The 22,669-nt window shown below is 42.0% G+C and carries 22 protein-coding genes; 6 read left to right on the top strand and 16 right to left on the bottom strand.

The window, feature by feature from the left end:
- Positions 1-71: 71 nt before the first annotated feature.
- Entirely contained in the window at positions 72-3,407 is a 3,336-nt protein-coding gene (gene dnaE / locus MHH40_RS16215) for a DNA polymerase III subunit alpha (protein WP_050943585.1), read from the bottom strand.
- 137 nt (positions 3,408-3,544) lie between these two features.
- Here dnaE and MHH40_RS16210 point away from each other — a divergent pair, with 137 nt between their 5' ends.
- The 3 genes from MHH40_RS16210 (at position 3,545) to MHH40_RS16200 (ending at position 4,681) form a co-directional block, all read left to right on the top strand.
- On the top strand, positions 3,545-3,886 hold the full coding sequence (locus MHH40_RS16210; protein WP_034661856.1) for a YtrH family sporulation protein: 342 nt from the start codon (positions 3,545-3,547) through the stop codon (positions 3,884-3,886).
- Positions 3,883-4,386 (top strand): sporulation membrane protein YtrI, encoded by a 504-nt coding sequence (gene ytrI / locus MHH40_RS16205; protein ID WP_003216226.1) that lies wholly within the window; start codon positions 3,883-3,885, stop codon positions 4,384-4,386. Before MHH40_RS16210 ends, ytrI begins: the two co-directional genes overlap by 4 nt.
- Before the next feature lie 109 nt (positions 4,387-4,495).
- Positions 4,496-4,681, top strand: coding sequence for a hypothetical protein (locus tag MHH40_RS16200; RefSeq protein WP_003216400.1), 186 nt, complete (start codon positions 4,496-4,498; stop codon positions 4,679-4,681).
- Between the two features lie 50 nt (positions 4,682-4,731).
- Here the strand turns inward: MHH40_RS16200 and MHH40_RS16195 are convergent, their stop codons facing one another.
- Positions 4,732-5,673 (bottom strand): DHH family phosphoesterase, encoded by a 942-nt coding sequence (locus MHH40_RS16195; protein WP_050943584.1) that lies wholly within the window; start codon positions 5,671-5,673, stop codon positions 4,732-4,734.
- 147 nt (positions 5,674-5,820) lie between these two features.
- On the opposite strand from MHH40_RS16195, the gene MHH40_RS16190 reads away from it, so the two are divergent.
- On the top strand, positions 5,821-6,123 hold the full coding sequence (locus MHH40_RS16190) for a YtpI family protein (RefSeq protein WP_003216665.1): 303 nt from the start codon (positions 5,821-5,823) through the stop codon (positions 6,121-6,123).
- 55 nt (positions 6,124-6,178) lie between these two features.
- Here MHH40_RS16190 and MHH40_RS16185 read toward each other — a convergent pair whose 3' ends face one another.
- From MHH40_RS16185 to sppA, 14 genes are all read right to left on the bottom strand, one after another.
- Complete coding sequence (locus tag MHH40_RS16185) at positions 6,179-7,501, bottom strand: CBS domain-containing protein (protein ID WP_003216834.1); 1,323 nt, start codon at positions 7,499-7,501, stop codon at positions 6,179-6,181.
- A 346-nt stretch (positions 7,502-7,847) separates the two neighbouring features.
- Positions 7,848-8,531: a metal-dependent hydrolase gene (locus MHH40_RS16180; protein WP_321999455.1), complete on the bottom strand. Its 684-nt coding sequence runs from the start codon at positions 8,529-8,531 to the stop codon at positions 7,848-7,850.
- Between the two features lie 66 nt (positions 8,532-8,597).
- A complete protein-coding gene (locus MHH40_RS16175) occupies positions 8,598-9,353 on the bottom strand; it encodes an SDR family oxidoreductase (RefSeq protein ID WP_050943582.1) in 756 nt (251 codons plus the stop codon).
- A 106-nt stretch (positions 9,354-9,459) separates the two neighbouring features.
- Complete coding sequence (locus tag MHH40_RS16170) at positions 9,460-10,362, bottom strand: aminoglycoside phosphotransferase family protein (protein ID WP_340901322.1); 903 nt, start codon at positions 10,360-10,362, stop codon at positions 9,460-9,462.
- Between the two features lie 118 nt (positions 10,363-10,480).
- Positions 10,481-11,854: an argininosuccinate lyase gene (argH, locus tag MHH40_RS16165; RefSeq protein WP_050943580.1), complete on the bottom strand. Its 1,374-nt coding sequence runs from the start codon at positions 11,852-11,854 to the stop codon at positions 10,481-10,483.
- Entirely contained in the window at positions 11,851-13,062 is a 1,212-nt protein-coding gene (locus tag MHH40_RS16160; protein WP_003216486.1) for an argininosuccinate synthase, read from the bottom strand. Before MHH40_RS16160 ends, argH begins: the two co-directional genes overlap by 4 nt.
- A gap of 174 nt (positions 13,063-13,236) precedes the next feature.
- The gene (locus MHH40_RS16155) at positions 13,237-13,752 is read right to left on the bottom strand and encodes a MogA/MoaB family molybdenum cofactor biosynthesis protein (protein ID WP_034620671.1); all 516 of its coding nucleotides are present in this window, start codon (positions 13,750-13,752) and stop codon (positions 13,237-13,239) included.
- Positions 13,753-13,856: 104 nt separating this feature from the next.
- The gene (locus MHH40_RS16150) at positions 13,857-15,041 is read right to left on the bottom strand and encodes an acetate kinase (RefSeq protein WP_003216471.1); all 1,185 of its coding nucleotides are present in this window, start codon (positions 15,039-15,041) and stop codon (positions 13,857-13,859) included.
- Between the two features lie 229 nt (positions 15,042-15,270).
- Positions 15,271-16,245 (bottom strand): class I SAM-dependent methyltransferase, encoded by a 975-nt coding sequence (locus MHH40_RS16145; RefSeq protein ID WP_003216620.1) that lies wholly within the window; start codon positions 16,243-16,245, stop codon positions 15,271-15,273.
- 88 nt (positions 16,246-16,333) lie between these two features.
- Positions 16,334-16,834, bottom strand: coding sequence for a thiol peroxidase (tpx, locus tag MHH40_RS16140; protein WP_003216787.1), 501 nt, complete (start codon positions 16,832-16,834; stop codon positions 16,334-16,336).
- Positions 16,835-16,946: 112 nt separating this feature from the next.
- Positions 16,947-17,399: a GerW family sporulation protein gene (gene ytfJ / locus MHH40_RS16135; protein ID WP_003216488.1), complete on the bottom strand. Its 453-nt coding sequence runs from the start codon at positions 17,397-17,399 to the stop codon at positions 16,947-16,949.
- A gap of 14 nt (positions 17,400-17,413) precedes the next feature.
- Positions 17,414-18,121: a DUF2953 domain-containing protein gene (locus MHH40_RS16130; RefSeq protein WP_106032619.1), complete on the bottom strand. Its 708-nt coding sequence runs from the start codon at positions 18,119-18,121 to the stop codon at positions 17,414-17,416.
- A 99-nt stretch (positions 18,122-18,220) separates the two neighbouring features.
- Positions 18,221-18,742 (bottom strand): RDD family protein, encoded by a 522-nt coding sequence (locus tag MHH40_RS16125; RefSeq protein ID WP_340901321.1) that lies wholly within the window; start codon positions 18,740-18,742, stop codon positions 18,221-18,223.
- A gap of 14 nt (positions 18,743-18,756) precedes the next feature.
- Complete coding sequence (gene sppA / locus MHH40_RS16120; RefSeq protein WP_050943576.1) at positions 18,757-19,758, bottom strand: signal peptide peptidase SppA; 1,002 nt, start codon at positions 19,756-19,758, stop codon at positions 18,757-18,759.
- A gap of 445 nt (positions 19,759-20,203) precedes the next feature.
- On the opposite strand from sppA, the gene MHH40_RS16115 reads away from it, so the two are divergent.
- Both MHH40_RS16115 and MHH40_RS16110 read left to right on the top strand, forming a co-directional pair.
- Positions 20,204-21,007 (top strand): NAD kinase, encoded by an 804-nt coding sequence (locus MHH40_RS16115; protein WP_003216672.1) that lies wholly within the window; start codon positions 20,204-20,206, stop codon positions 21,005-21,007.
- Between the two features lie 100 nt (positions 21,008-21,107).
- Positions 21,108-22,550: a DEAD/DEAH box helicase gene (locus MHH40_RS16110; protein WP_335353031.1), complete on the top strand. Its 1,443-nt coding sequence runs from the start codon at positions 21,108-21,110 to the stop codon at positions 22,548-22,550.
- The last annotated feature ends 119 nt before the right edge of the window (positions 22,551-22,669 follow it).

Raw genomic sequence — 22,669 nt, 5'->3', positions numbered from 1 at the left:
TTAAATACACAGAATCTTTAAAATGATAACACAATAGGTGAATTTGTAAAACATATTCAGGCGATTTGTCATCATTTAATCACAACGTTTTGTTCACCGAGCAGCTCTTTTAACTGGAAAATGACAGCATGATCTGCATGAACTTTGTATGCATCTGGAAGTCTCACTGTCTTTTTTTGCTTCTCATAATACAAATAGACATCTGCTTCTCCGCTGTGCATCGAGATCACCCGCTTTACTTGCTCTAGCAGCTCCTGCGTATGATTTTCTTCTTTCACTCGAATGTAGACAGACTCTTTTCTTTGTGTGCCCATCTCTTCAAGCAGAACGGCTTCTTGCACGATGATCTGGCTGCTGTCATTTCTGACATCTATTCTGCCTTCAACATAAAGCATGGCGCCCTCCTCAAGTAAGGGGGACAGCTTTCTAAATTGCTCTGGAAAGACGACGCCTTCCATTTCTCCCGTTTCATCCCCAAATGTGATAAATGCCATCGATTGTCCATTTTTTGTTCGAATCGATTTCACTTTTGTCAAAAGACCACCCATTGAGACCTTTCGCTTTATATAGGAAGAAAGTCTGATGATGTCCACTGCACCATTCTCTCTTAAGCGATCTCGGTACGCTTGTACAGGATGATTTGATAAATATAGTCCAAGTGCCTCTTTTTCAAATTGCAGGAGATCGACAAGCGGCAATTCTTCTATCTCCGCATATTTTGGCTTAATGGAGAAGGTTGTATCCCCCAGAAAGTCGAGCTGATCATCTGGATTTAAAAATGACACGTGGTCTAATGCAATATCTATTGATGCCAATAACGAAGCACGATTTGGATAAAGCTCATCCATCGCCCCTGAAAAAATGAGCGCTTCAATCGTTTTTCGGTTGACACTCTTTGCTGATACTCTTGCGCAAAAATCAAATAAATCTTCAAACGGCTTTTCCTGTCTTGCCCTGTATATATCCTTTACAGCTGACACTCCGACATTTTTGATCGCTCTTAAGCTGTAGCGGATCTCCCCTTTTTCAACCGTAAATGGAAATTCACTCTTATTAATAGAAGGCTTCAACACAGATATCCCTTTTTCCTTTGCCTCATAGAAATATTGAGCGACTTTGTCTTCATTTCCAATCACACTCGTTAAAAGTCCGCACATAAAATATAACGGATAATGCGCTTTTAAGTAAGCAAGCTGAAAGCCAATCATGCTATATGCAACAGCATGGCTTCTATTAAAACCATAGTTTGCAAATTTGACGATTAAGTCATAAACGTCATTTGCAATGTTAACAGGATACTCCTTTTTTAGGCATCCTTCAACAAAATGGCTCCGCTCTTCATCAAGGACCTTTTTATCCTTCTTCGAAACAGCTCTTCTTAATAGATCTGCCTCGCCAAGCTGAAAGCCTGCCATCTTCGCTGCAATCAGCATAATTTGCTCCTGATAGACGATAACCCCATATGTGTCTTTTAAAATGTCATACAAATCAGGATGCGGGTAAGAGACCTTGACTCTGCCGTGCTTTCGATCGATAAAAAGCGGGATATTCTCCATTGGACCTGGGCGATAGAGGGCATTGACTGCCACGATGTCTTCTAAACTAGAGGGCTTAAGGCGTCTCAGCACCTGACGCATCCCTTGTGATTCAAGCTGGAAAATCCCAGTTGTATCTCCCGCTGATAACAATTCAAATGTTTTCTGATCTTCATATGAAATGTCACTAAAGTTAATGTGGACGTTTTCCTGTCTTTCAATCTGGTTTTTAATGGATTCAATTAAGGTTAAGTTCCTTAGTCCTAAGAAATCCATCTTTAAAAGCCCGAGATCTTCTAAATAATTCATCGCATACTGCGTTAAATACACACCATCATGGCCGTCTTGAATAGGAACAATCTCTGTCAGCGGCTCCTCGCTCAGCACAACGCCGGCTGCATGTGTCGAGGTATGTCTTGGCAAGCCTTCTACCTTTAAAGCAGTTTGAAAGACTTGTCTGAGCTCTTCGGACTGCTGGAGCATTGTTTTTAATTCAGGAGATGCAGCTAGCGCTTCTTTCAGCGTCGTTCCTGGCTTTGATGGAATCAGCTTTGCGAGACGGTCCGCTGCCTTTGAATCAATCCCCATCACACGTCCGACATCTCTTAAGGCCGCTTTTGCTGCAAGGGTTCCAAACGTGACAATTTGCGCCACATGCATGTCTCCGTATTTGTCTTTTACATAAGAAATGATTTCATCTCTTCTCGTATCGGGGAAATCAATATCAATATCTGGCATACTGATTCGCTCAGGATTTAAGAAACGCTCAAATAACAGGCCGTGACGGAGCGGATCAACATCCGTAATAAACAGTACATAGGCAACAAGTGAGCCTGCTGCCGATCCCCGGCCCGGCCCTGTGACAATGCCTTGGTCATGGGCATACTTCATAAAATCCCACACGATGAGAAAATAATCACTGAAATTCATTTTTTGGATAATGCTCAGTTCGTACTCAAGTCTTTTCACATACGCGTCATTTGAAGCAATCTTTCTTTGCTTCATCCCTTCTACACACACTTTGCGTAAAAACTGATCTGCTGTTGATTGATCAGGGGTCGGATAGGATGGGAGTTTTGTCTGCCCAAGATTTAAATCGACTTCACAGCGGTCTGCGATCTCCACCGTTCTTGATAGCAGCTCCGTATCCTGCGTATACCATTCCTTCATTTCTTCAAAGGTTCTGAAATGCTTTTCTGCTCGGTCTTCCTCAATTTCGGACAACTGCTGCCCTGCCTTAATGGCCTTTAAACACATATAGGCCGTTTTGTCTTTCAGGTTGATGTAGTGGACATCTCCTGTCGCAACAAGAGGAATGTCCGCACTTTTTGAGACATCCCTCAGTTTACCTGTAAGCGATTCGTCTTGCTGAAATGGCTGAAGTGCGATGTATACATGTCCCTCACCGAAAATATGTTTCAATTGTTTCGCCGCATCATGCGCTTCTTCTAGCTGATCATGCTGAAGCAGCGTTTCAATGTAACCAGAAACGCCTGGTGTGATGGCAATGAGCCCGCGGTGGTAGCTTTTCAGCCATTTCTCTTTCAGTCCAGCTTTTGATTTTGATTTCAGCACACTGCTGATCTTGATCAAATTTTGGTAGCCTTCATTGTTTTTGGCAAGGAGTACCAAGGGATAAGCCTCTGTCTCTTGTTCATCTATGAAGACAGAAGCTGTTAAACCGATGACAGGCTTGATGCCATGTTTTTTACATTCCTTATAAAATTCAACCGTTCCATACATCACATGGTCATCGGTAAGAGCGAGCGCCTTGCAGCCAAGTTCTTTCGCTTTCAGCACGAGCTCCTTTACTTTTGCTGCACTGCTTAATAAGCTGTATCCACTGTGGACCTGAAGATGAACATAAGACATGCTTAATCCACTCCTTTCGTCTAAAGTCATTCTTTCATTATAAAACGCGATGCGATGAGAAACAAATGTTCTTTCTTTTCTGTCCGTTCATACTTGTCCCGCACGCACCATATATTGAATAGAGTGAGGTGGACAAAATGGATGTGAAGGAAGCTTTTATTCCAAATTTTATTAGCTGTTATTTTATTGCACTTGGGGTCATTTTGGGTGGTGCCATTATAGGCGGTGTTGGTGCTTATTTGTCCGGTCAGCCGCCTTTATCCATTATTACGAGTCTTGCCAACCGTTTAAAGATTTGGGCGCTTGTCGCAGCTATCGGCGGAACGTTTGATGCTGTTTATAGCTTTGAAAGAGGTATTTTTGAAGGGAACACGCGTGATATTTTCAAGCAGATTTTATTAATTGTCTCTGCCATGGGCGGTGCGCAAACGGGTTATCTTATTATCACGTGGCTCACACAGGAGCATGTGTCATCATGAGGGTGCCGGAGCTGTACAAACGTCCAGGCTGGCAGCGTTTTTTTGCGGGGATGATGTTTGGCGCGATTGTGAGCTGGCTCATTTTCCTCTTTACATACGGAACCTTTCAGGAAAAGCAGGTGACACTGCTGAGAAGCCAGCAGCACCATATGGACAGTCTGAAAGAACAAATCACACTCTATCGGGAAGATTTGCATAAGTTAAATGAGGATAATAAGAAGCGGCTGCTGATCCAAAGCGTAGATGTCCATCTCGTCAATCGTGAGCAATATAAAATCCCAGAGCCAGATACGCTAAAATTTGAAGATCAGGTCAAGGAGGATATCTCAGAGGTTATTACAAAGGATATTGAAAGTGTCTATAAAACAAAGGAATTATTAAAACGCACGGTCGAAAACAAAGAATATACCATTCGGGAAAAGGCATACCGCGCCAAAGTGACAGAGCTGACAATTTATACAAAGCTTTCACTTGAAGTGCGCATTTCATTTGCTGAATAAATGATCATGTGGAATTTTTATGAATTTCTGCCCTCAATGATCGCTTTTCCCCCTTAATTTTTATACACTAAAAGTAGAACGAGATCTAAAACAGAAAGAGGTGAGGACAATGGAGGTTTATAGCTATCGTCAAATGGCACGAGACAAAGCAAGCCGGATCAAGGACGGCATGTGTGCTTATGCTGAGACAGAAATGATGGCTCATTTAATTAAAAAAGAATTAAAGCATCAAAATCTCCAAGCCTATGAAGATTCAACTGACATCGGCTGCTGGTTTATCCCTGTATGCAAGTAACCCTTTTCTCCATGACAAAAAAAGAGAGAGGGGACTTGAAGCCCCCTCTCTCATGATGATGATTTACATACTTCTTCTAAATCACGCAAAATCTCATCTGCCACGGCCCAATCATAAATAGACGCACCAGCTGCAAGCGGGTGGCCGCCGCCATGATATTTTTTCGCAATGGTATTAATGACGACGCCTTTCGAACGGAATCTAACACGAATCTGATCGTTTTCTTCCACAAAAAAGACCCATGCCTTAATCCCTGCAATATTTCCAAGTGTTCCAACAAGCTGTGAGGCTTGCTGCGCTGTCGTTTGGAACGATTCCAAAATATCCTGCTTAATGAAAACAGAAGCGACCCCATTCTCTGACAAAGAAATATGTTGAAAAATATAGCCATTTAATTTCACGACATTGAGATCCGTCTCATACAATTGATTGAAAAGGGCTGAAGATGAAAATGGATATTCAATCAGTTCTCCAGCATATTTGAGCGTCTTTTTCGTCGTGTTTGGGAAAAGGAAGCGGCCTGTGTCTCCTACAATGCCGGCATAAATGAGTTCAGCCGCCTTTGTATTCAGCTGATATCCTTCTTCTTTCCCCTCTAAATACAATTCATAAATCATTTCGCTCACAGAGCTTGCCTCTGTATCCACCCAAAGCAAATCACCATAAGGATCTTCATTTGGATGATGGTCAATTTTCATCAGCTTGTCGCCCATTGAATAGCGCTGATCGTCAATTCTTGCTTGATTGGCTGTATCACAGACAATGACAAGGGCATCTTTGTACACGTCATCCGGCACCTCATCAAGTTCATATAAAAATGAAAGGGTTGGCTCCGGGGTTCCTGTCGCATAAATATTTTTTTCTGGATAGGTCGCACGCAAGATTTCCGTAAGGCCGCACTGCGATCCATACGCATCAGGATCTGGTCTTACATGTCTATGAATGATGATGGTGTCATATAATGATATGGTTCTAATCAGTTCTTTTTTCATAAAAACTCCTTCTTATCCGATACTCTTTTTATTATTAAATCATAATCTATCCTGACGGAAAAGTGAGAAATAGACAATTTATTCTAGTAAGCAAGCCTATTTACGTTTAAAATAGGGTTGTAACCACTTACAATGGAGGCTTGGCACATGCTTGTTTTGATTGTGTTTATTATTTGTTCTGCCATGTTTTATTTATACTACAAAGCAAAGAATGTACGTACGAACCGCCCAGTCGAAAAGAAATTCTGGTCGGCGAAATCCAGTATGGCACTTGGCTGCTTTGTCCTGCTCTTCGGTGTGAATCAATTATTTTTAAACCGCTCGTCACTCGCATTTGTCATTGGATTTATTTTTGTTGCTGTCGGTATCGGCAGTACGTGGGCTGGATATAAAGCCTACAAGCATTACCTTCCGCTCTTTTTAAAGGAAGGCGAAAAAGATCACGCATAATAAGAGAGAAGGGCTAAAATGATGTTTATTTTAGCCCTTTGTCTTTTTCAGCAGATTATCCTCTCTCCATGAGCTGCACCATCAGCATGGCTTTACCGACGATATTCGATTGATGATAAACTTCCACTTCCAGCTTTCCAAACTTGCGTCCTACTTCTAAAATATTTGGCTTGATTTGTATCGTGGATTCCATTTGAACCGGTTTTAAGAAGTAGACAGAGAGACTTTCGACAATCAGCTCCCCTTTTTTATGAGACTTTAAGAAGCGGTTGGCGGATTCAATTAAAATTTGCGTGAACACGCCATATGAAATGTTTCCGAGCTGGTTTGTCATTTGTGGTGTGACCTCATATTGATACACGGCATCTGCCTTTGGTTTTTCTGTATCGGTCTCTTTAAACCCTCTTGAGACAACATCATCCAGTTTTTCTCCGACCTGCGGCTGCTTTTGAATCATTTGAAGCGCCTTCAGCACGTCCTGACGACTGATCATTCCAATCAGTTTCGCATAATCATCTACAACAGGCAGCACCTCAATGCCTTCCCATACCATCATTTGAGCAGCAGAAGCGACAGAGGTTTTGCCAATGACTGTCAGTGGGTTTTTCGTCATGACCTTTTCAATCGGTGTGGAGCGGTCATGCCCCGCGATATCCTTTGAGGTGAGAATGCCGTGAATTTTCATTTGGTCGTCTGCGACCGGAAAGCGTCCGTGGCCAGTTTCATAGTTCTTTTCATACCATTTTTCAAGCTTATCCTCTGGTGATAAATACACTGTTCGTTCTATCGGCGTTAAAATATCTTCCACAAGCACAATCTCTTTTTTTATGAGTTGGTCATAAATGGCCCGGTTAATGAGAGCTGCTACGGTAAATGTATCGTAGCTTGTCGATAAGATCGGCAGCTCAAGCTCATCTGCGAGCTGAATGATTTCATCATCTGTTGAGAAGCCGCCCGTGACCAGCACAGCTGCTCCTGCCTCTAATGCTTGTCTGTGGGCATTGATCCGGTTTCCGACAATTAGCAGGTTTCCAGCTGCCGTATAGCGCATCATCGCATCAAGCTCCATCGCTCCGATGACAAATTTGTTTAATGTTTTATGTAAGCCCGCTCGTCCTCCAAGCACCTGTCCGTCAATCACATTGACCACTTCTGCATATGTCAGTTTTTCAATATTTTCTTTTTTCTTCTGTTCAATTCGAATGGTACCAACTCGTTCAATGGTACTGACGAATCCTTTATTTTCAGCATCCTTGATGGCCCGGTAAGCGGTCCCTTCACTCACTTTCATTTCTTTCGCAATACGCCGGACTGAAATTTTCTCTCCGACTTCTAATGAATCAATATACGATAAAATTTGTTCATGCTTTGTCGCCAATCCCGTTCACCCTTTTTGTTTTCAGCGTTTTCATCTAACTTTCATTATAAGGGCAGGAGGCTTTTAATAGCAATTTGTCTTTTTTCAGCGCGATACATGTAAACAAAAAAGCCGGCATTTGAGTGCCGGCTTTCAGATTGTTGACAAAGGGCTAAAATGATTTTTATTTTAGCCCTTTGTCTTCTTTTCAGCGTGATAGAAAACCTTTGCAGTCAAGGAAGGACGAGTACTGGCGCGGAGCGAATTTGACATTCGTGAGCACCAGCACGCAGGACTGACAATGAATGCGAGGGTTTGTCTACACGCTGAAAGCCGGCATTTGAGTGCCGACCTTTTGCTATGTTGATTAAATCTCGATCGATTCTCCGCTGTTTAACACATGACCGACGCCGCCATGGAGGCTGTCTGCAAATGCATGTGGGTCCTGCTCAATCGGCGGGAATGTGCTGTAGTGAATTGGCACGACTTGCTTCGCCCGAAGCCATTCGGCTGCGATTCTTGCATCGTCCGGTCCCATCGTGAAGTTATCACCGATCGGAAGGAATGCAAGCTCAATATGATTCAGCTCACCGATCAGCTTCATATCTGAAAAGAGTGCAGTGTCTCCGGCATGATAAATCGTTTTGCCCTCTGCGGTAAATAGAATACCTGATGGCATGCCTGTATACGTAATCGTTTTGGCATCTTCATCAATGATAGCAGAACCATGGAACGCTTGAGTGAGCTTCACTTTACCAAATTCAAACTCACGTCCGCCTCCAATCGAAAGCGGGTGCGTTTTCACCCCTTGCCAGCTTAAATAAGTGGCAAGCTCGAATGGAGCAATAACGAGCGCATCATTGTTTTTGGCGATTTCAATGGTGTCACCGACGTGATCTCCATGCCCGTGCGTGAGCAAAATGACATCCGCTTTGACATCTTGCGGTTTGATATCTGTGTGCTTATTTCCATTTAAAAATGGATCAATCCAAATATGGTATCCGTTTGTTTCAATGTGTACGACTGAATGTCCGTGATATGTAGCTTTCATGTGAGTATATCCACCTTTCGAATTTGATCTCATTTCATCTATTCCCTGTATAAAAAACTGAAAAACTTAATGTCTGTGAATGACGTTAAGACCACCTGTTGCTTCAATAACGGTTCCTGTAATCAGATCAGAGCGGTCATCGCATAAAAAGGAAATGATGCGCCCGATATCTTCTCCAGTACCAGACCTGCCAATCGGCGTTTCATCGTCTTTCATCTGGCGCGCTTCTTCTATTGTCGATTCTTTCATGTCTCCAACGATTTTGCCTGGACAAACCATATTGGCTGTGATGCCATTTTCGGCTTCTTCAATCGCAATGGTTTTCGTCAGTGACGCCAGCCCCACTTTTGCTGCTCCGAAGGCTGATCTGTGCATCCATCCCGGCGCATGGTCTGCGCCTTGAAAGCCATATGTGACAATTCGGCCGAAGCTTTGCTTTCTCATCATTGGGATGACCATACGGAACAAATGGAACACAGCAGATAGGTTGCCTTCCATCATTTGATACCATTCATCTTCGGAATAATCCGCTAGTTTTTTTCGTTCAAAAATATAAGGTCCGGCATTGTTAATCAAGGCATCGATCCGCCCAAATCGCTCGGCTGCCAGCTCGACCATATTTTTTAAATCTTCTTTGTTTGTCACGTCACCTTGGACAAATTGAAGCTTCTCTTCATATTGCTGCAATTCTTCTTTCATCTGGCGCACAGCTTCATCATCACTTCGATAATTTACTGTCACAGAATACCCCATATTCAGTAAAGACTCGGTGACTTTCCTGCCAAGTCCCTTAGAACCCGCTGTTATTAATGCGTGTCGCACACAATCTCCTCCTAAAACAAAGGTTGCAAGTTCATGTGTTTCTTTTGTTATCTTTACTTTACTATAAACCAGCATCTGGCGCACTTATGAACCCTTTCTGCTATTTCTATTTAGAATGAAAAAATGAAGGATGATTCATCCACTTTTGGATATCCCACGAGCCATGAATATCAAGAAGCAGCGAAACAAAACGGTAGCATTCTCTCACCTCATAAAGCTGACGAGGAAGCGGGCAAATCTCTTCATAGCCCAACTGAACATCGTGTGCAGCTTCTTTCGTCAAAAGGTATTCCAATGCAATAAAATCAAACGCAGCTGGTCCAAATACGACGTATTCCGTATCAACTAGACTCGTCACTTGATCATACTTTTCAATATATTGCGACGGATCTAAATCAATTAAAATGAGACTGGCTGAATCAGGAGGACTGAGGTGGTCTAGCTTTTGCTGCACCATTTCTCCATAGCACTGAAATTCAGGCTGATCAGCGTAATAGCGGCTTATAAGTTTAGGCACAGCCCTTTTTAAAAGAGCATGGAATTCACTCAAATGTCTCTTTTCTGCTCCGTATATAGTACCGAAGGAGTGAGTTCGATGTGAATGAAGATGTGCTAGCTTCCTCCCGTAATCCATATAGAAATCTGATGAACGTCCCTTAAAAGATGTTAAAGGTGTTCCTTCTACTTTTTCCATGACATCAGAATGTCTCCCCGCCATCTTCACTTTACGAACAACTTCCGGAATATGAAAGGAATTCGTATGAGCCAGCTTTTCATTGATTTGATCGAGATGCTCTTGTCCCATATCGGCATTGACCCCATAGATCATGTTGATCCCATATACAAATTCACTTTCTGCTTTTGTCATTTTAGGAGATTTCACCACATATTCCGTTTTGTCTTGTAAGGAGATCAGCCACACATCATTGGCCCGTCCGTCGTACTGTTCTCCTAACGTCTTAACTGAGACGATGGGCTGGTCAAACAAAGCCTGAAGCGTTTTCTTCATGGACTACTGTCACTCCCTCTTCAGCTTAACACTGGTATGTTTTCAACTTCTCTAATGATGATCAATCTCCTTTTCCCAAGACAAAAAACCATCCGTATAAACGAATGGTTTTGGTCAGTTATGCTAGGCAGGCTTTTGCTTTTTCTAAAGCGAGCTGAATTTGTTTAAATCCAGTTCCACCTGCGCTTGTTCTTTTTTCAACAGCAACATAAGGATCAAGAACGGTGTAAATGTCTTCTTCAAAAAGATCGCTCGCTTCTGTAAATGTCTCAAACGGAAGATCACTTAAGTAGATGCCTTTTTGAATGCATGTATACACGAGCTTGCCAACGATTTCGTGTGCTTCACGGAATGGCATGCCTTTTTTCGCAAGGTAGTCTGCCACTTCGGTCGCATTTGAGAAATCTTCTTTCGTTGCTTTTTTCATGACATCTTCGTTCACTGTCATTGTTTGAATCATGCCTGTGAAGATTTGCAGGCTGCCGGCGATGGTTTTGACTGTATCAAACATGCCTTCTTTATCTTCTTGCAGGTCTTTGTTATACGTAAGCGGCAAGCCTTTCATAATGGTGAGAAGCCCCATCAGGTTGCCATACACACGGCCTGTTTTCCCGCGGATCAATTCTGCCATATCCGGGTTTTTCTTTTGCGGCATCATGCTGCTGCCTGTTGCATATGTGTCATCAAGCTCAATGAATTTGAATTCTTGAGAGCACCATAAAATGATTTCCTCACAAAGACGCGAGAGGTGCATCATGACAAGGCTGCTGTTAGACAAGAACTCTAAAATGAAATCCCGATCACTTACGCCATCAAGGCTGTTTTCGTAAATATGATCAAAACCAAGCAGCTCCGCTGTATATTCACGATCAATTGGGAATGTCGTTCCTGCTAGCGCCCCGCATCCAAGTGGAGACACGTTAATTCGTTTCAAAGAATCTTGAAAACGCGCTTTGTCACGCTCTAGCATCCAGAAATAGGCGAGCATATGATGTGCAAAGGAAATAGGCTGTGCACGCTGTAAGTGCGTATAACCTGGAAAAATCGTTTCAACGTGCTGTTCTGCTTTTTCCACAAGCACTGTTTGAAAGGAAGAGATCAGTTCAACGATATGCTCTACTTGGTTATTCAAATATAAATGCATATCAGTGGCAACCTGATCATTCCGGCTTCTCGCTGTATGCAATTTGCCGCCAAGCGGACCAATCTCATCAATGAGCATTTTTTCAAGGTTTAAATGGATGTCCTCATAATCCACTGAGAATTCGAGTTCATTTGCCTCTGCCTTTTTCATGAGCGTATTCAATCCATCTTTAATGGCAGCGGCCTCGTCATCGCCCAGGATACCGCATGTATTCAGCATACTTGCATGAGCAAGGGAGCCGGTCAGATCTTCTTTGACTAATTGTTTGTCGAAATGAATGGATGCGCCAAACTCATCGACCCATTTTTCTGGTGTTTTTTGAAATCGGCCTCCCCAAAGCTTTTTCATGCTTTAACCTGCTCCTTTTTATTCACGATGCTGTTCACTTTTGTTGGTAAGCCCCAAAGGTTAATAAATCCTACCGCTGCATCATGATCGAATTCATCTGCTTTTGTGTAAGTTGCTAAATTTTCATCATAAAGTGAATATGGTGATTTACGTCCTTCAACAATGGCATGGCCTTTAAATAGTTTTACACGTACAACACCTGTTACGTTCTGTTGTGTTTCTTGTAAGAAAGCATCTAGTGCTCCTTTAAGAGGTGAGAACCATAATCCGTTGTATATTAATTCAGCCATTTTTTGTTCAACGATTGGCTTAAAGTGTGCGACTTCCTTCACTAGCGTTAAGTCTTCAAGCTCTTTATGTGCTTTTAGAAGTGTGACAGCACCTGGGCATTCGTACACTTCACGAGATTTAATGCCTACAAGACGGTTTTCAACGTGGTCGATTCTGCCAACTCCATGCTGACCAGCGACTTCATTTAAATGAAGAATAAGATCTGATAAGGAATACTGAATACCATCAATAGCTGTTGGTTTTCCTTTTTCAAACGTGATTTCAATGATTTCAGGTGTGTCAGGTGTTTTTTCAAGTGGCGTCGTTAAATCATACGCTCCTTCTGGCGGTGCAGCCCAAGGATCTTCTAAAATGCCGCACTCGTTACTTCTGCCCCAAAGGTTTTGGTCGATTGAATATGGGCTGTCTAAGTTAATCGGAATTGGAATACCATGTTTTTGTGCATAATCGATTTCTTCATCACGAGACCATTTCCACTCACGCACTGGTGCAAGAACTTCTAGGTCTGGATTCAACGCTTTAATGGATACTTCAAAACGGACTTGGTCGTTTCCTTTTCCAGTACATCCGTGCGCAACCGCTACTGCATTTTCTTTCTCTGCGACTTCCACTAGTTTTTTTGCAATAAGTGGACGAGATAATGCAGATACAAGCGGATATTTCCCTTCATACATTGTGTGTGCTTGTAAGGCAGTTAGTGCAAATTCCTCTGCGAATTCTTCTTTTGCGTCAATCATGTAAGACTGAACCGCTCCGACTTGAAGTGCTTTTTGTTGAACGAATGCTAAGTCTTTTCCTTCACCTACGTCTAGGCAGCAAGCGACGACTTCGTATCCTTGCTCTTGTAACCATTTAACTGCAACAGAGGTATCAAGACCTCCGGAATATGCTAATACGACTTTTTTATTTTGTGACATGATTGAAAAGCTCCTCTCACTTGTTTTGATTCTGTGAATGTTTTTTTGCATAAAAATAAGTTTTAATTTATAAACATGCATTTAGTATGTATACACTGTAACAAGGAAAAATTGTTTTTTCAACCCCTTTATGAAAAAAACTCCGCCAAATTTTCTTGGCAGAGTCATTTTGGGCTATTTTTGATCCTTTTCAAGCTCTCGTAAGACGTGAGGAAGCTCTGGAATGATGAGTTTTGTCATGGCTAAACGAACAGCTCCAGTAGAGCCTGGTGTGGCAAAGACGGCTTTTTGATTGACGACCCCTGCCGCTGCCCGGGACAACATAGCGGCTGAACCGATGTCTTCTGTATAGCTTAGCATGCGGAAAATTTCGCCAAAGCCAGGCAGCTCCTTGGAGAAAAGCGGGGTGATCGCTTCAATGGTGACATCCCTTGCGGCAATTCCTGTGCCTCCGTTTAACAAGACGGCATCTATTTTGGGTTCGCTTGTTCCCTCTAGCACAGCGTCTTGGATCGCTCCAATGTCATCTTTTACAATATCATATGCAAGAATGAGATGTCCCTGTTCTTTAAGCAAATCAATCATCAGACGGCCGCTTTTATCTGTTTCTTTCGTTCTTGTATCACTGACCGTAATGACTTTCACATAAAGCCTCGCTTTCGCCTCACGTTTATGTTCTGTCACGCCCATTTTCGCACCGCTCCCTTTTGCTTCGTATTGGACAACATTATAGCATGCTGCTTTTAACAGAAAAAAGCTCTTTTCCTTATTGGAAAAGAGCTTCTTCATTTTGATTACGCTAAGCGCATAACGTCTCTTGCAATCATGACTTCTTCGTTCGTTGGAATAACGATCACTTTTACAGGAGAGTGCGGGTAGCTGATGAATGCTTCTTCGCCTCTCATGTTGTTAAGAGAAGGATCCCAGTAAACGCCCATGAATTCTAGACCACGAAGGACACGTGCTCTTACTTCTGAACTGTTTTCACCGATTCCAGCTGTGAAGATGATCGCATCTACGCCATTCATTCTCGCTGCATAAGAACCGATATATTTATGAATACGGCTTGCAAAAATATCAAGAGCTACTTCTGCACGGTCGTTTCCTTCTTCTGTTGCTTCTTCAATATCACGAAGGTCACTTGATAGACCAGACACACCTAAAAGACCACTCTTCTTATTCAAAGTTGAAAGTACTTCTTCAGCTGTATGTCCTGTTTTCTCCATAATAAATGGAATAAGGGCAGGGTCAATGTTACCTGAACGTGTTCCCATTGCAACACCCGCAAGCGGCGTGAAGCCCATTGAAGTATCGATTGATCTTCCGCCTTCAACTGCTGCGATACTCGCACCATTTCCAAGGTGACAAGAGATCAGACGAAGCTCTTCAAGAGGACGGCCTAATAGCTCTGATGCACGCTCTGTTACGAACTTATGGCTTGTCCCGTGGAATCCGTATTTACGAATACCAAAGTTTTTGTAGTAGTCGTACGGAAGGCTGTATAGGTAAGACTGCTCTGGCATTGTTTGGTGGAAAGCTGTATCGAACACAGCAATCGCTGGTACGTCAGGCAGAATTTGTTTGAATGCTTTGATTCCTACAACGTTTGCAGGGTTGTGCAGTGGTGCTAGCTCTGAAAGCTGATCAATGTCATTGATGACTTCATCAGTTAAAAGAACAGAGTCGCTGAATTTCTCTCCACCGTGAACAACACGGTGTCCTACGCCATCAATTTCATTAAAGTCTTTGATGATGTTAAATTCAATTAGTTTTTCAAGTAGCATTTTAACCGCTACTGCATGATCTGGAATATCTGTGACTTCTGTTTTCTTTTCTCCATCTACAGAAATCGTGAAGATACTGTTGTCCATTCCGATTCTTTCAACAAGACCTTTTGTTAAAACGGTTTCTTCTGGCATGTCGAACAATTGGAATTTAAGAGATGAGCTTCCTGCGTTGATTGCAATAATTTTAGACATTCTTGTCGCTCCTTTTACTCAGTTGTTATATAAGGTTTCACGTTTTTTCCGGTGCTATATTCAACCTGTATGACGGGTCTTTTATAGTTTAACGATAAGTCCGAAAAATATCTGACTTTTTCATTTAAACATTGAAAACTTTGCATTTCAAGTGCACCTTCGAACTGTTATCGCTTACATCGATAAGTCGATATTTTCTGAATAATAAAAAAGCCAGACATCACTCTGGCTATTCTTTCGTTTCTTTTTCTTCTATAAACCATTGGTCTAATTTTCTCATTACACCCAACATTGATTCTTTTTGTGAGAAAGACGGTAGATTGGCAAACAGCATCCGTTTTGGTGCTTCGAGCCCTTCCTTTTTCTTTTGCATCACAAACAAGCTTTTGGCGTGCTTTTTGTCCTTGAACATGGAGACCGGCAGCTGAATTAATGCATTCATATATGCATGATCTTTGATAAAGTCCTTTAATTGCACGCTTTCTTTTCCTTCAAACAAATCGTTTGGAATGATGAAGAACAAGAAGCCGCCTTCTTTTGTATAACGAAGGCTTTGTTCAATAAATAAATAATGCGCAAAGGCATGTCCTTCTTTTGCCTTTAATTCATAGTCTGCTGCACGCTCATCATTTGGATAATAACCAACTGGCAGACTGCATACAGTGACATCTACTGGAGAGATCAAAAGCGGCTCAAGACTGTCTTGATGGAAAAGCTCGACTTCCTTCTCTTCCAAGTTCGCCTGTGCCCATGCAATTTTAATGAGGACATCATCAATTTCAGACGCAAAGCCGCGCTTTGTTTCTGCAGTCAGATTATTTAAGACAGCAAGCAGTAAGTTCCCTGTTCCTGCTGCTGGATCAAAGACAACTAGCTCTTTTTGTCCTTCTAAAAATTTATTCACCAAGTAGCTGACAAACAGCCCGATCGTATCTGGTGTCATCTGACGATTTGGATGGGAAATATCCTTTTGTCCTTTCAATACGGCGAGCTGAAACGCTTTACGAATCTGCTCATGATCATAAGAGGCAAAATCTGCTTTCTCTATTAAATCCTTTAGTAAACCGTCTCGATCATTTGCTTGGAAAAAGGCTTCTCCTGCTTCAGCTAATGCCTCAATATAGGAAATGCTTTGGTCCTTTTTTAATCGAATAGAAGCTGTATCGAGCAGCTCGAAAATCGTACTTACTTGATCTTTCTGCAATGCTTTTCTCTCCTCGCTTTGTTAAAAGCTATATGTTCTCATTGAAAAGAGCCCCAGTATGAAGCCGGAGCTCTTGTCGATGCTGCTTTTATAACAGTGATTTTGCAGCTTCAATGGCTTTTTCATAATTTGGGTGATTCGTTGCTTCGCTTACGTATTCAGTGTAAACCACTTTCCCATTAGGGTCTAATACGAAAACTGCACGCGCCAATAAACGCAATTCTTTCATATACACACCGAATGCTTCACCAAATGACATATCTCTGTGATCAGATAATGTTTCGACATTTTCAATTCCGTTTGCTCCGCACCAGCGTGCTTGTGCAAATGGAAGGTCTGCACTAATTGTATAGATATTGACCGGACCTAAACCGGCTGCCTCTTCATTGAAACGTCTTGTTTGTGCGTCACACACACCTGTATCAATAGAAGGAATCACTGAGATGATCGTCACTTTTCCTGTTAAATCAGAAAGTGAAACTTCCCCTAGTGAGTTCGTTAATACCGTGAAATCCGGAGCCTGCTCGCCTACTTTTACTTCATTTCCTACAAGCGTGACAGAACTCCCTTTAAATGTGATCGATGCCAAAACAATTCCTCCCTTATCAAATGTATGGTTCTATCATAGTAGAGAAAGCAAAAAACTGCAAAGCCTAATCTTCGCTTTTGAAAAAAAAGTTAACTGCAGCGCAGCTAACTTTTTAAAGGTCTATGTCATCTAGTTTTCGTTCTTTATGACGGTTCTCCCGTTCATCCTTCTTAAACATGTGCTGAAGACGTTCAATTGCTTGAGGAGCAGAATCCAATATTTTATCAAGCAGATGTGTATGTTCATCCAAATGAAGCATTCGAACGCCGTTTGTTCCGACAATTAAGAAGGCGATTGGTGTAATAGACACACCTCCGCCGCTTCCTCCGCCAAATGGGAGTCTCGGTTCTTTTCGTTCTTGATCATCAGAACGTTTTTCTTTCTTTTGGTTTCCGTTAAATTCACTGCCGCCGGCTGCAAATCCAAAACCAACCTTCGACACAGTAAGGATGACACTGCCGTCAGGGGTTTCGACTGGATCGCCGATGATCGTATTCACATCTATCATTTCTTTTAAGTTTTCCATCGCTGTCTTCATAAGACCTTGGATTGGATGATCTGCCATTTTCGGGTTCCTCCTTAAACAGATGATTCATTCTTCGTTGCTTGAAGAGAGGCACTTTTTCTCGCCTTTCTTCCTTTTAACCAATGAACAAGTAAACGAATGGCTGCAAGCATAGCATGTCCAATACGAAAATAAGCTATACATGTAAACTGGGTCTGTGACACATTGTGCTGAAAGGCAGGAATGACTTCATATACCGGTTTATGCTTAAAGGTGAGATGCTCCTGCATAAAGGCAAGTAGTGCTCCTTTCACTGACCATACACCGCCGGCTGCTACACCTGTCAAAGCGGCGTCATGAAAGCCGATCCATGTTGACCAGTGAAACGATACAATTCTCATGCGAATGAAGAATTTACGCATGATCCGGTTTAAATCGACGATCTCTTTTGTGATGCGCTCCATTTGATGAAGGATCTGCTTCATATCACGTTTTCCCACTTTTTTATGTATGGATTCTTTTTCGTGACTAGGGGTTTTGGCGCTCGCCATTTTCTTTTCACGTATATCAATCGTTTGATCCTCTGGATTGACCCTCACCATCGGAATGTCTTTTTTGAGTCTGATGATTCCATATAAGGTGATGATCTTCAGTGCAAGATGATCATCGTCATTTGCATGTGAATAATCCAGTGAAATGGTCACTTTCATGAAGATTAATAAGATTCCAAGGAACAAAAAAGCTGCGATCCAAACGTAAAGCACTGTGCTCACTTCCTTCATAACAAATGATGCTTCCTCTACGATTATGGCTCTCATTCTGGATTTTATACCCAATCATAAAAAAAAGAGTTTGACCGGTACCCGGCCAAACTCCTCTGATTATACGTTTGCTTCTGTTTTTTCATATAGGTGTTCATGGACGACCACCGTATCAGCAAAGTAATCATGAACCCCTTGCTTTTTCGGTGTGAATCCAACAACAGCATAGAGAACAAAGAGCGTATTGATATAGCGTCCTACAATCTCTCTAAAGAAAATGACATCCCATGCCAGCTTCTTTTCAGGCTGAAGTGAGACCACTTTGATTCCAAACACCATTTTCCCAAGTGTTTGCTGAAAGAATTTCGTCATGATGGCGAAATAAAGCAGGAATACAATCGTCGTTGTGACGGAGAATGGACAAAACCATCCTCCTCCTTTGGACCAGCCGAACAGACTAAAGATTGGAGAAACCGTCAAATGGTTGACACCCCAGACGACGAGCCAATCAAGAATAAACGCCCAAAACCTAATCCAAAAGCCTGCAAACGCCTGTGCTTCAATCACTGCACGTTTCGCAAGAGCCGGATTCGATTCTTCTTGGCTACGGCTTTCGGTTACTTCATCGAATGTAGAATCCATCTATGATCCCTCCTTTATTTTGAATAGAGATACATCGGTTTAGACCCATTTGAGCCAGCCAGTGTTTCTTTTAGATTGAGAAAATCAATTTCACTTTTAAAGAGTTTGCTTGCGCTCATATTGAAGAGAGAGTTCCAGCCAAAGCTTTGAGAATAGCTGATCACTGTCGCTCCTTTTAACCCTTTTTCATTTTTCTTCATTGCTTTGATTGCATCTTCATAATATCCAAGCTCATCGACTAATCCGTTCGATTTCGCCTGTGTTCCGTCATAGACCCGGCCGTCAGCAATTTTCTTGACGTTCTGTTTTGACATGCCGCGTCCTTCAGAGATGACTTTGACAAATCCTTCATACGAGTTATCCACCATGCTTTGCATGATGTCGCGCTCATCTTTTGTCATGTCACGATTTGGCGACATGATGTCTTTGAATTTTCCGCTCTTAATTGTTTCGTATTTAATACCTAAATTATCTGCCAGCTTTGAATAGTTCAAGCTTTGCATGATCACACCTAACGATCCTGTTAATGTTTCAGGTGAAGCAAAGATTTTTTTGGCTGGAGTTGATACGTAGTAGCCGCCAGAAGCTGCCATAGAGCCCATGGAGACGTAAATCGGCTTCTTCGCTTTTTTCACTTCTTCTAATTTTTTATGTATTTCTGCACTTTCATAGACACCGCCGCCAGGAGAGTTAACGCGTAGCAGTACACCTTTTACTGAAGCATCATCTTTCGCTTTTTCTAGTTCCTTGAGGAATGCACGATGATCATAGCCTTCTCCGCCTAACAGACTTGATGCGCCGCCATTATCTTGAATGGTTCCATTAATCTCAAGAACCGCTATTTTTCCAGCACCGCTTCCATCCTCTAGTACCTTCTCTTCTATTTCATCCCCAAATTGATAGCTCATTTTATTGTCATTGAAGCTTTCATACAAAGCCGTCGTGACACTAATCACAATTGAAAATCCGAAAACTCCAAGTGCAATGATTAACGCTACCCATCTTTTCGCATTCATCTTTTTCTCCTCCTTTTTGTCTCTCTTCATTGATACGAATATTCACATGAAATGTTTCACAGGAATTGTGGTTTTTTTACATTTCATTTCATCATATGATAGCACCTCTCTTCTTTCACGATCAACTTTACATCGTCTGCCAAGAGATACGTGTGACGAAAAATTGGCTTTTTTATCCTCTCTCTGCACCTATTAGGCTAGGTCTTCACCACAACAAAACACCTAAGCCACTCTTTCATAAGAAAACAGCTATTCAATTATGCTCAAATTCTGCCCTTTTCAAATCCCTTACATTGACTCATTTCTAAAAACGAATGCCACCATCATGAAGGTTTTTCTAATGTTTTTACTTTCATATGAAAAAAGTGTAAAATGTGAGCAAGGCTTCATATGTAAGCCCTTTATTACTCTAAATCTACTTTTGACAACGAAGGGGAGAACGTCAATGACAGACAATCGTCGCAATGTATTTTTCTTTTACAAAAAAGATCATGAATTGGATGGACACATTTCTTCTCTGGAGAAGCTCGCTACCGATCAAGGCTTTCAAGTCGTCAAGCGTGCAGAGGATGCCCATATTATTGCTTCAATTGGCGGAGATGGCACATTTCTTCAAGCAGTCCGCAAAACGAACTTCCGGGATGACTGCTTGTATGTAGGGGTATCAAAAACAGAGAATTCGCATCTATACTGCGATTTTTCATTAGAACATTTTGATAAAATGATTGATGCCATGAACACTGAACAGATTGAAGTGAGAAAATATCCGATCATTGATGTAAGCGTTGACAGTACAAACCAGTTCCATTGCTTAAATGAACTGTCGATCCGCTCAAGCATTATTAAAACATTTGTGATCGATGTGTATATAGATGATTTCCACTTTGAAACATTTAGAGGAGACGGAATGATTATTTCTACTCCGACTGGCTCAACAGCCTACAATAAATCGGTAAACGGCGCCGTGGTTGATCCGATGCTCCCTTGTATGCAAGTTACAGAGCTTGCATCGCTAAACAACAACTCGTACCGTACACTGGGCGCTCCTTTCATCTTAAGCAGTGACCGCAAGCTAACGCTGAAGGTTGTGCAGGACGGAAACGACCATCCGATTATCGGGCTTGATAACGAAGCGCTTGGCACAAAACACGTCAAACAAATCGACATCGGCCTTTCAGGAAAAGTCATTAAAACGGTAAAATTAAAAGACAACTCCTACTGGGAAAAAGTAAAACGCAGATTCCTTTAATCAAAAAGCTCCTTTACGGGGCTTTTTTTCATGTTTTTTCATTCACGGTCATGATTATGGTATGATGTCACAAGTATGAATGTACGAAAAGGAGAACACGATGACATTACAACAATTTGATCAATATCCATTAAGCGATGATTTAAAACAAGCGCTAAAAGCACTTCACTTCCATACACCTACACCTGTTCAGCACGAGACATTATCCGTTGCTTTTTCAAGGCAGGATCTGATCGTCAAATCTCAGACTGGCAGCGGGAAGACCGCAGCCTATGGTCTGCCGATTTGTGAAATGGTCGATTGGGCTGAAAATAAACCTCAAGCCCTCATCCTCGTTCCAACGCGAGAACTCGCCATGCAGGTAAAACAGGACCTTACAAGCCTTGGACGATTGAAACGAATTAAAGCCGCAGCCATTTATGGAAAAGCCCCTTTTCAAGCCCAAAAAGTAGAGCTTGCACAAAAAAACCACATTGTGTGCGGAACACCAGGACGAGTCTTGGATCACCTTGAGAAAGGTACTCTTTCATTAGAAAACCTCAAATTTTTCGTGTTAGATGAAGCGGATGAAATGCTGAACATGGGATTTATTGATCAAGTCTCTTCTATTATTCAGTATCTGCCGCCAAAGCGAATGTCGATGCTGTTTTCAGCGACTATGTCTAATGAGATGAAGAAATTAAGTGGACAGTTTCTACAATCACCAAAAGTGATTGAAATTGCACGCGCGGAAACGTCTGTACAACAAATCACCCACACCGTGATTGAAACGGAAGAAGAAGCGAAATTCTCTCTTCTTCAGCGTACGATCGTCATTGAAAATCCAGATAGCTGCATTATTTTCTGTAATACACAGGATCGAGTCAATGAACTCACGATGAAGCTGGATGATTGGGATGTGCCTTGTGACAAAATTCATGGAGGCATGAGACAGGAAGACCGTTTCGCTGTTATGGATGAATTCAAAAACGGGGAATTCCGTTATTTGATCGCAACCGATATAGCAGCCCGGGGCATTGATGTCAGTGACATGACACATGTGATTCATTATGACCTCCCCTATGAAAAAGAGCGCTATATTCACCGAACAGGAAGAACAGGCAGAGCGGGAAAAAGCGGAAAAACCATTGCGTTTATGACGAAAAATGCAAAACCTCTAATTGATGAATTAAAGCAGGAAGCAGGTATTGATTTCAAAACGCAGCCTTATCCAACAAAGGAAGATGCAGAGCCGCATGTAGAAGGCTTTGAAGAAAAGATTGAAACGCCAGTTCAAAAGGAAAATAAACAGGCGGGCGTTGAGAAAGATATTATGAAGCTTTATTTTAACGGTGGGAAGAAAAAAAAGCTGCGGGCCGTTGATTTCGTTGGGACCATTGCCAAAATAGAAGGCGTTGCCTTTGATGACATTGGGATTATTACCATTCAAGATACGAAAACTTATGTCGATATTTTAAACGGCAAAGGCCCTCTTGTGCTAAATGCTATGCGCCACACAACCATTAAAGGCAAGCAGTTAAAAGTTCATGAAGCACGTTCATAAAAAGTGAAGGCTAAGCGCCTTTACTTTTTTATTTAAAATAAAATAAGCTTACAAACCCTGATACCGTCAGCCTTTCCTGCAATCAACATGACAAATGTCATATTAAATACATGATGGGT

This window comes from Bacillus sp. FSL K6-2431, from assembly GCF_038005165.1.
GTDB lineage: Bacteria > Bacillota > Bacilli > Bacillales > Bacillaceae > Bacillus > Bacillus pumilus.
Note: the sequence above shows the minus strand (reverse complement) of the source record. Positions and strands in the feature narration are given on the sequence as shown.

What these genes read in the sequence shown, in the direction of transcription:
- MHH40_RS16195 (WP_050943584.1), bottom strand. Translation starts at nt 5,673, where the DNA reads ATGAAAAAAGAACTGATTAGAACCATATCATTATATGACACCATCATC.
- MHH40_RS16115 (WP_003216672.1), top strand. Translation starts at nt 20,204, where the DNA reads ATGACAGACAATCGTCGCAATGTATTTTTCTTTTACAAAAAAGATCAT.
- ytfJ (WP_003216488.1), bottom strand. Translation starts at nt 17,399, where the DNA reads ATGGCAGATCATCCAATCCAAGGTCTTATGAAGACAGCGATGGAAAAC.
- MHH40_RS16160 (WP_003216486.1), bottom strand. Translation starts at nt 13,062, where the DNA reads ATGTCACAAAATAAAAAAGTCGTATTAGCATATTCCGGAGGTCTTGAT.
- MHH40_RS16110 (WP_335353031.1), top strand. Translation starts at nt 21,108, where the DNA reads ATGACATTACAACAATTTGATCAATATCCATTAAGCGATGATTTAAAA.
- dnaE (WP_050943585.1), bottom strand. Translation starts at nt 3,407, where the DNA reads ATGTCTTATGTTCATCTTCAGGTCCACAGTGGATACAGCTTATTAAGC.
- MHH40_RS16210 (WP_034661856.1), top strand. Translation starts at nt 3,545, where the DNA reads ATGGATGTGAAGGAAGCTTTTATTCCAAATTTTATTAGCTGTTATTTT.
- ytrI (WP_003216226.1), top strand. Translation starts at nt 3,883, where the DNA reads ATGAGGGTGCCGGAGCTGTACAAACGTCCAGGCTGGCAGCGTTTTTTT.
- argH (WP_050943580.1), bottom strand. Translation starts at nt 11,854, where the DNA reads ATGAAAAAGCTTTGGGGAGGCCGATTTCAAAAAACACCAGAAAAATGG.
- MHH40_RS16150 (WP_003216471.1), bottom strand. Translation starts at nt 15,041, where the DNA reads ATGTCTAAAATTATTGCAATCAACGCAGGAAGCTCATCTCTTAAATTC.
- MHH40_RS16155 (WP_034620671.1), bottom strand. Translation starts at nt 13,752, where the DNA reads ATGGGCGTGACAGAACATAAACGTGAGGCGAAAGCGAGGCTTTATGTG.
- MHH40_RS16170 (WP_340901322.1), bottom strand. Translation starts at nt 10,362, where the DNA reads ATGAAGAAAACGCTTCAGGCTTTGTTTGACCAGCCCATCGTCTCAGTT.
- MHH40_RS16125 (WP_340901321.1), bottom strand. Translation starts at nt 18,742, where the DNA reads ATGGATTCTACATTCGATGAAGTAACCGAAAGCCGTAGCCAAGAAGAA.
- MHH40_RS16190 (WP_003216665.1), top strand. Translation starts at nt 5,821, where the DNA reads ATGCTTGTTTTGATTGTGTTTATTATTTGTTCTGCCATGTTTTATTTA.
- sppA (WP_050943576.1), bottom strand. Translation starts at nt 19,758, where the DNA reads ATGAATGCGAAAAGATGGGTAGCGTTAATCATTGCACTTGGAGTTTTC.
- MHH40_RS16130 (WP_106032619.1), bottom strand. Translation starts at nt 18,121, where the DNA reads ATGAAGGAAGTGAGCACAGTGCTTTACGTTTGGATCGCAGCTTTTTTG.
- MHH40_RS16180 (WP_321999455.1), bottom strand. Translation starts at nt 8,531, where the DNA reads ATGAAAGCTACATATCACGGACATTCAGTCGTACACATTGAAACAAAC.
- MHH40_RS16200 (WP_003216400.1), top strand. Translation starts at nt 4,496, where the DNA reads ATGGAGGTTTATAGCTATCGTCAAATGGCACGAGACAAAGCAAGCCGG.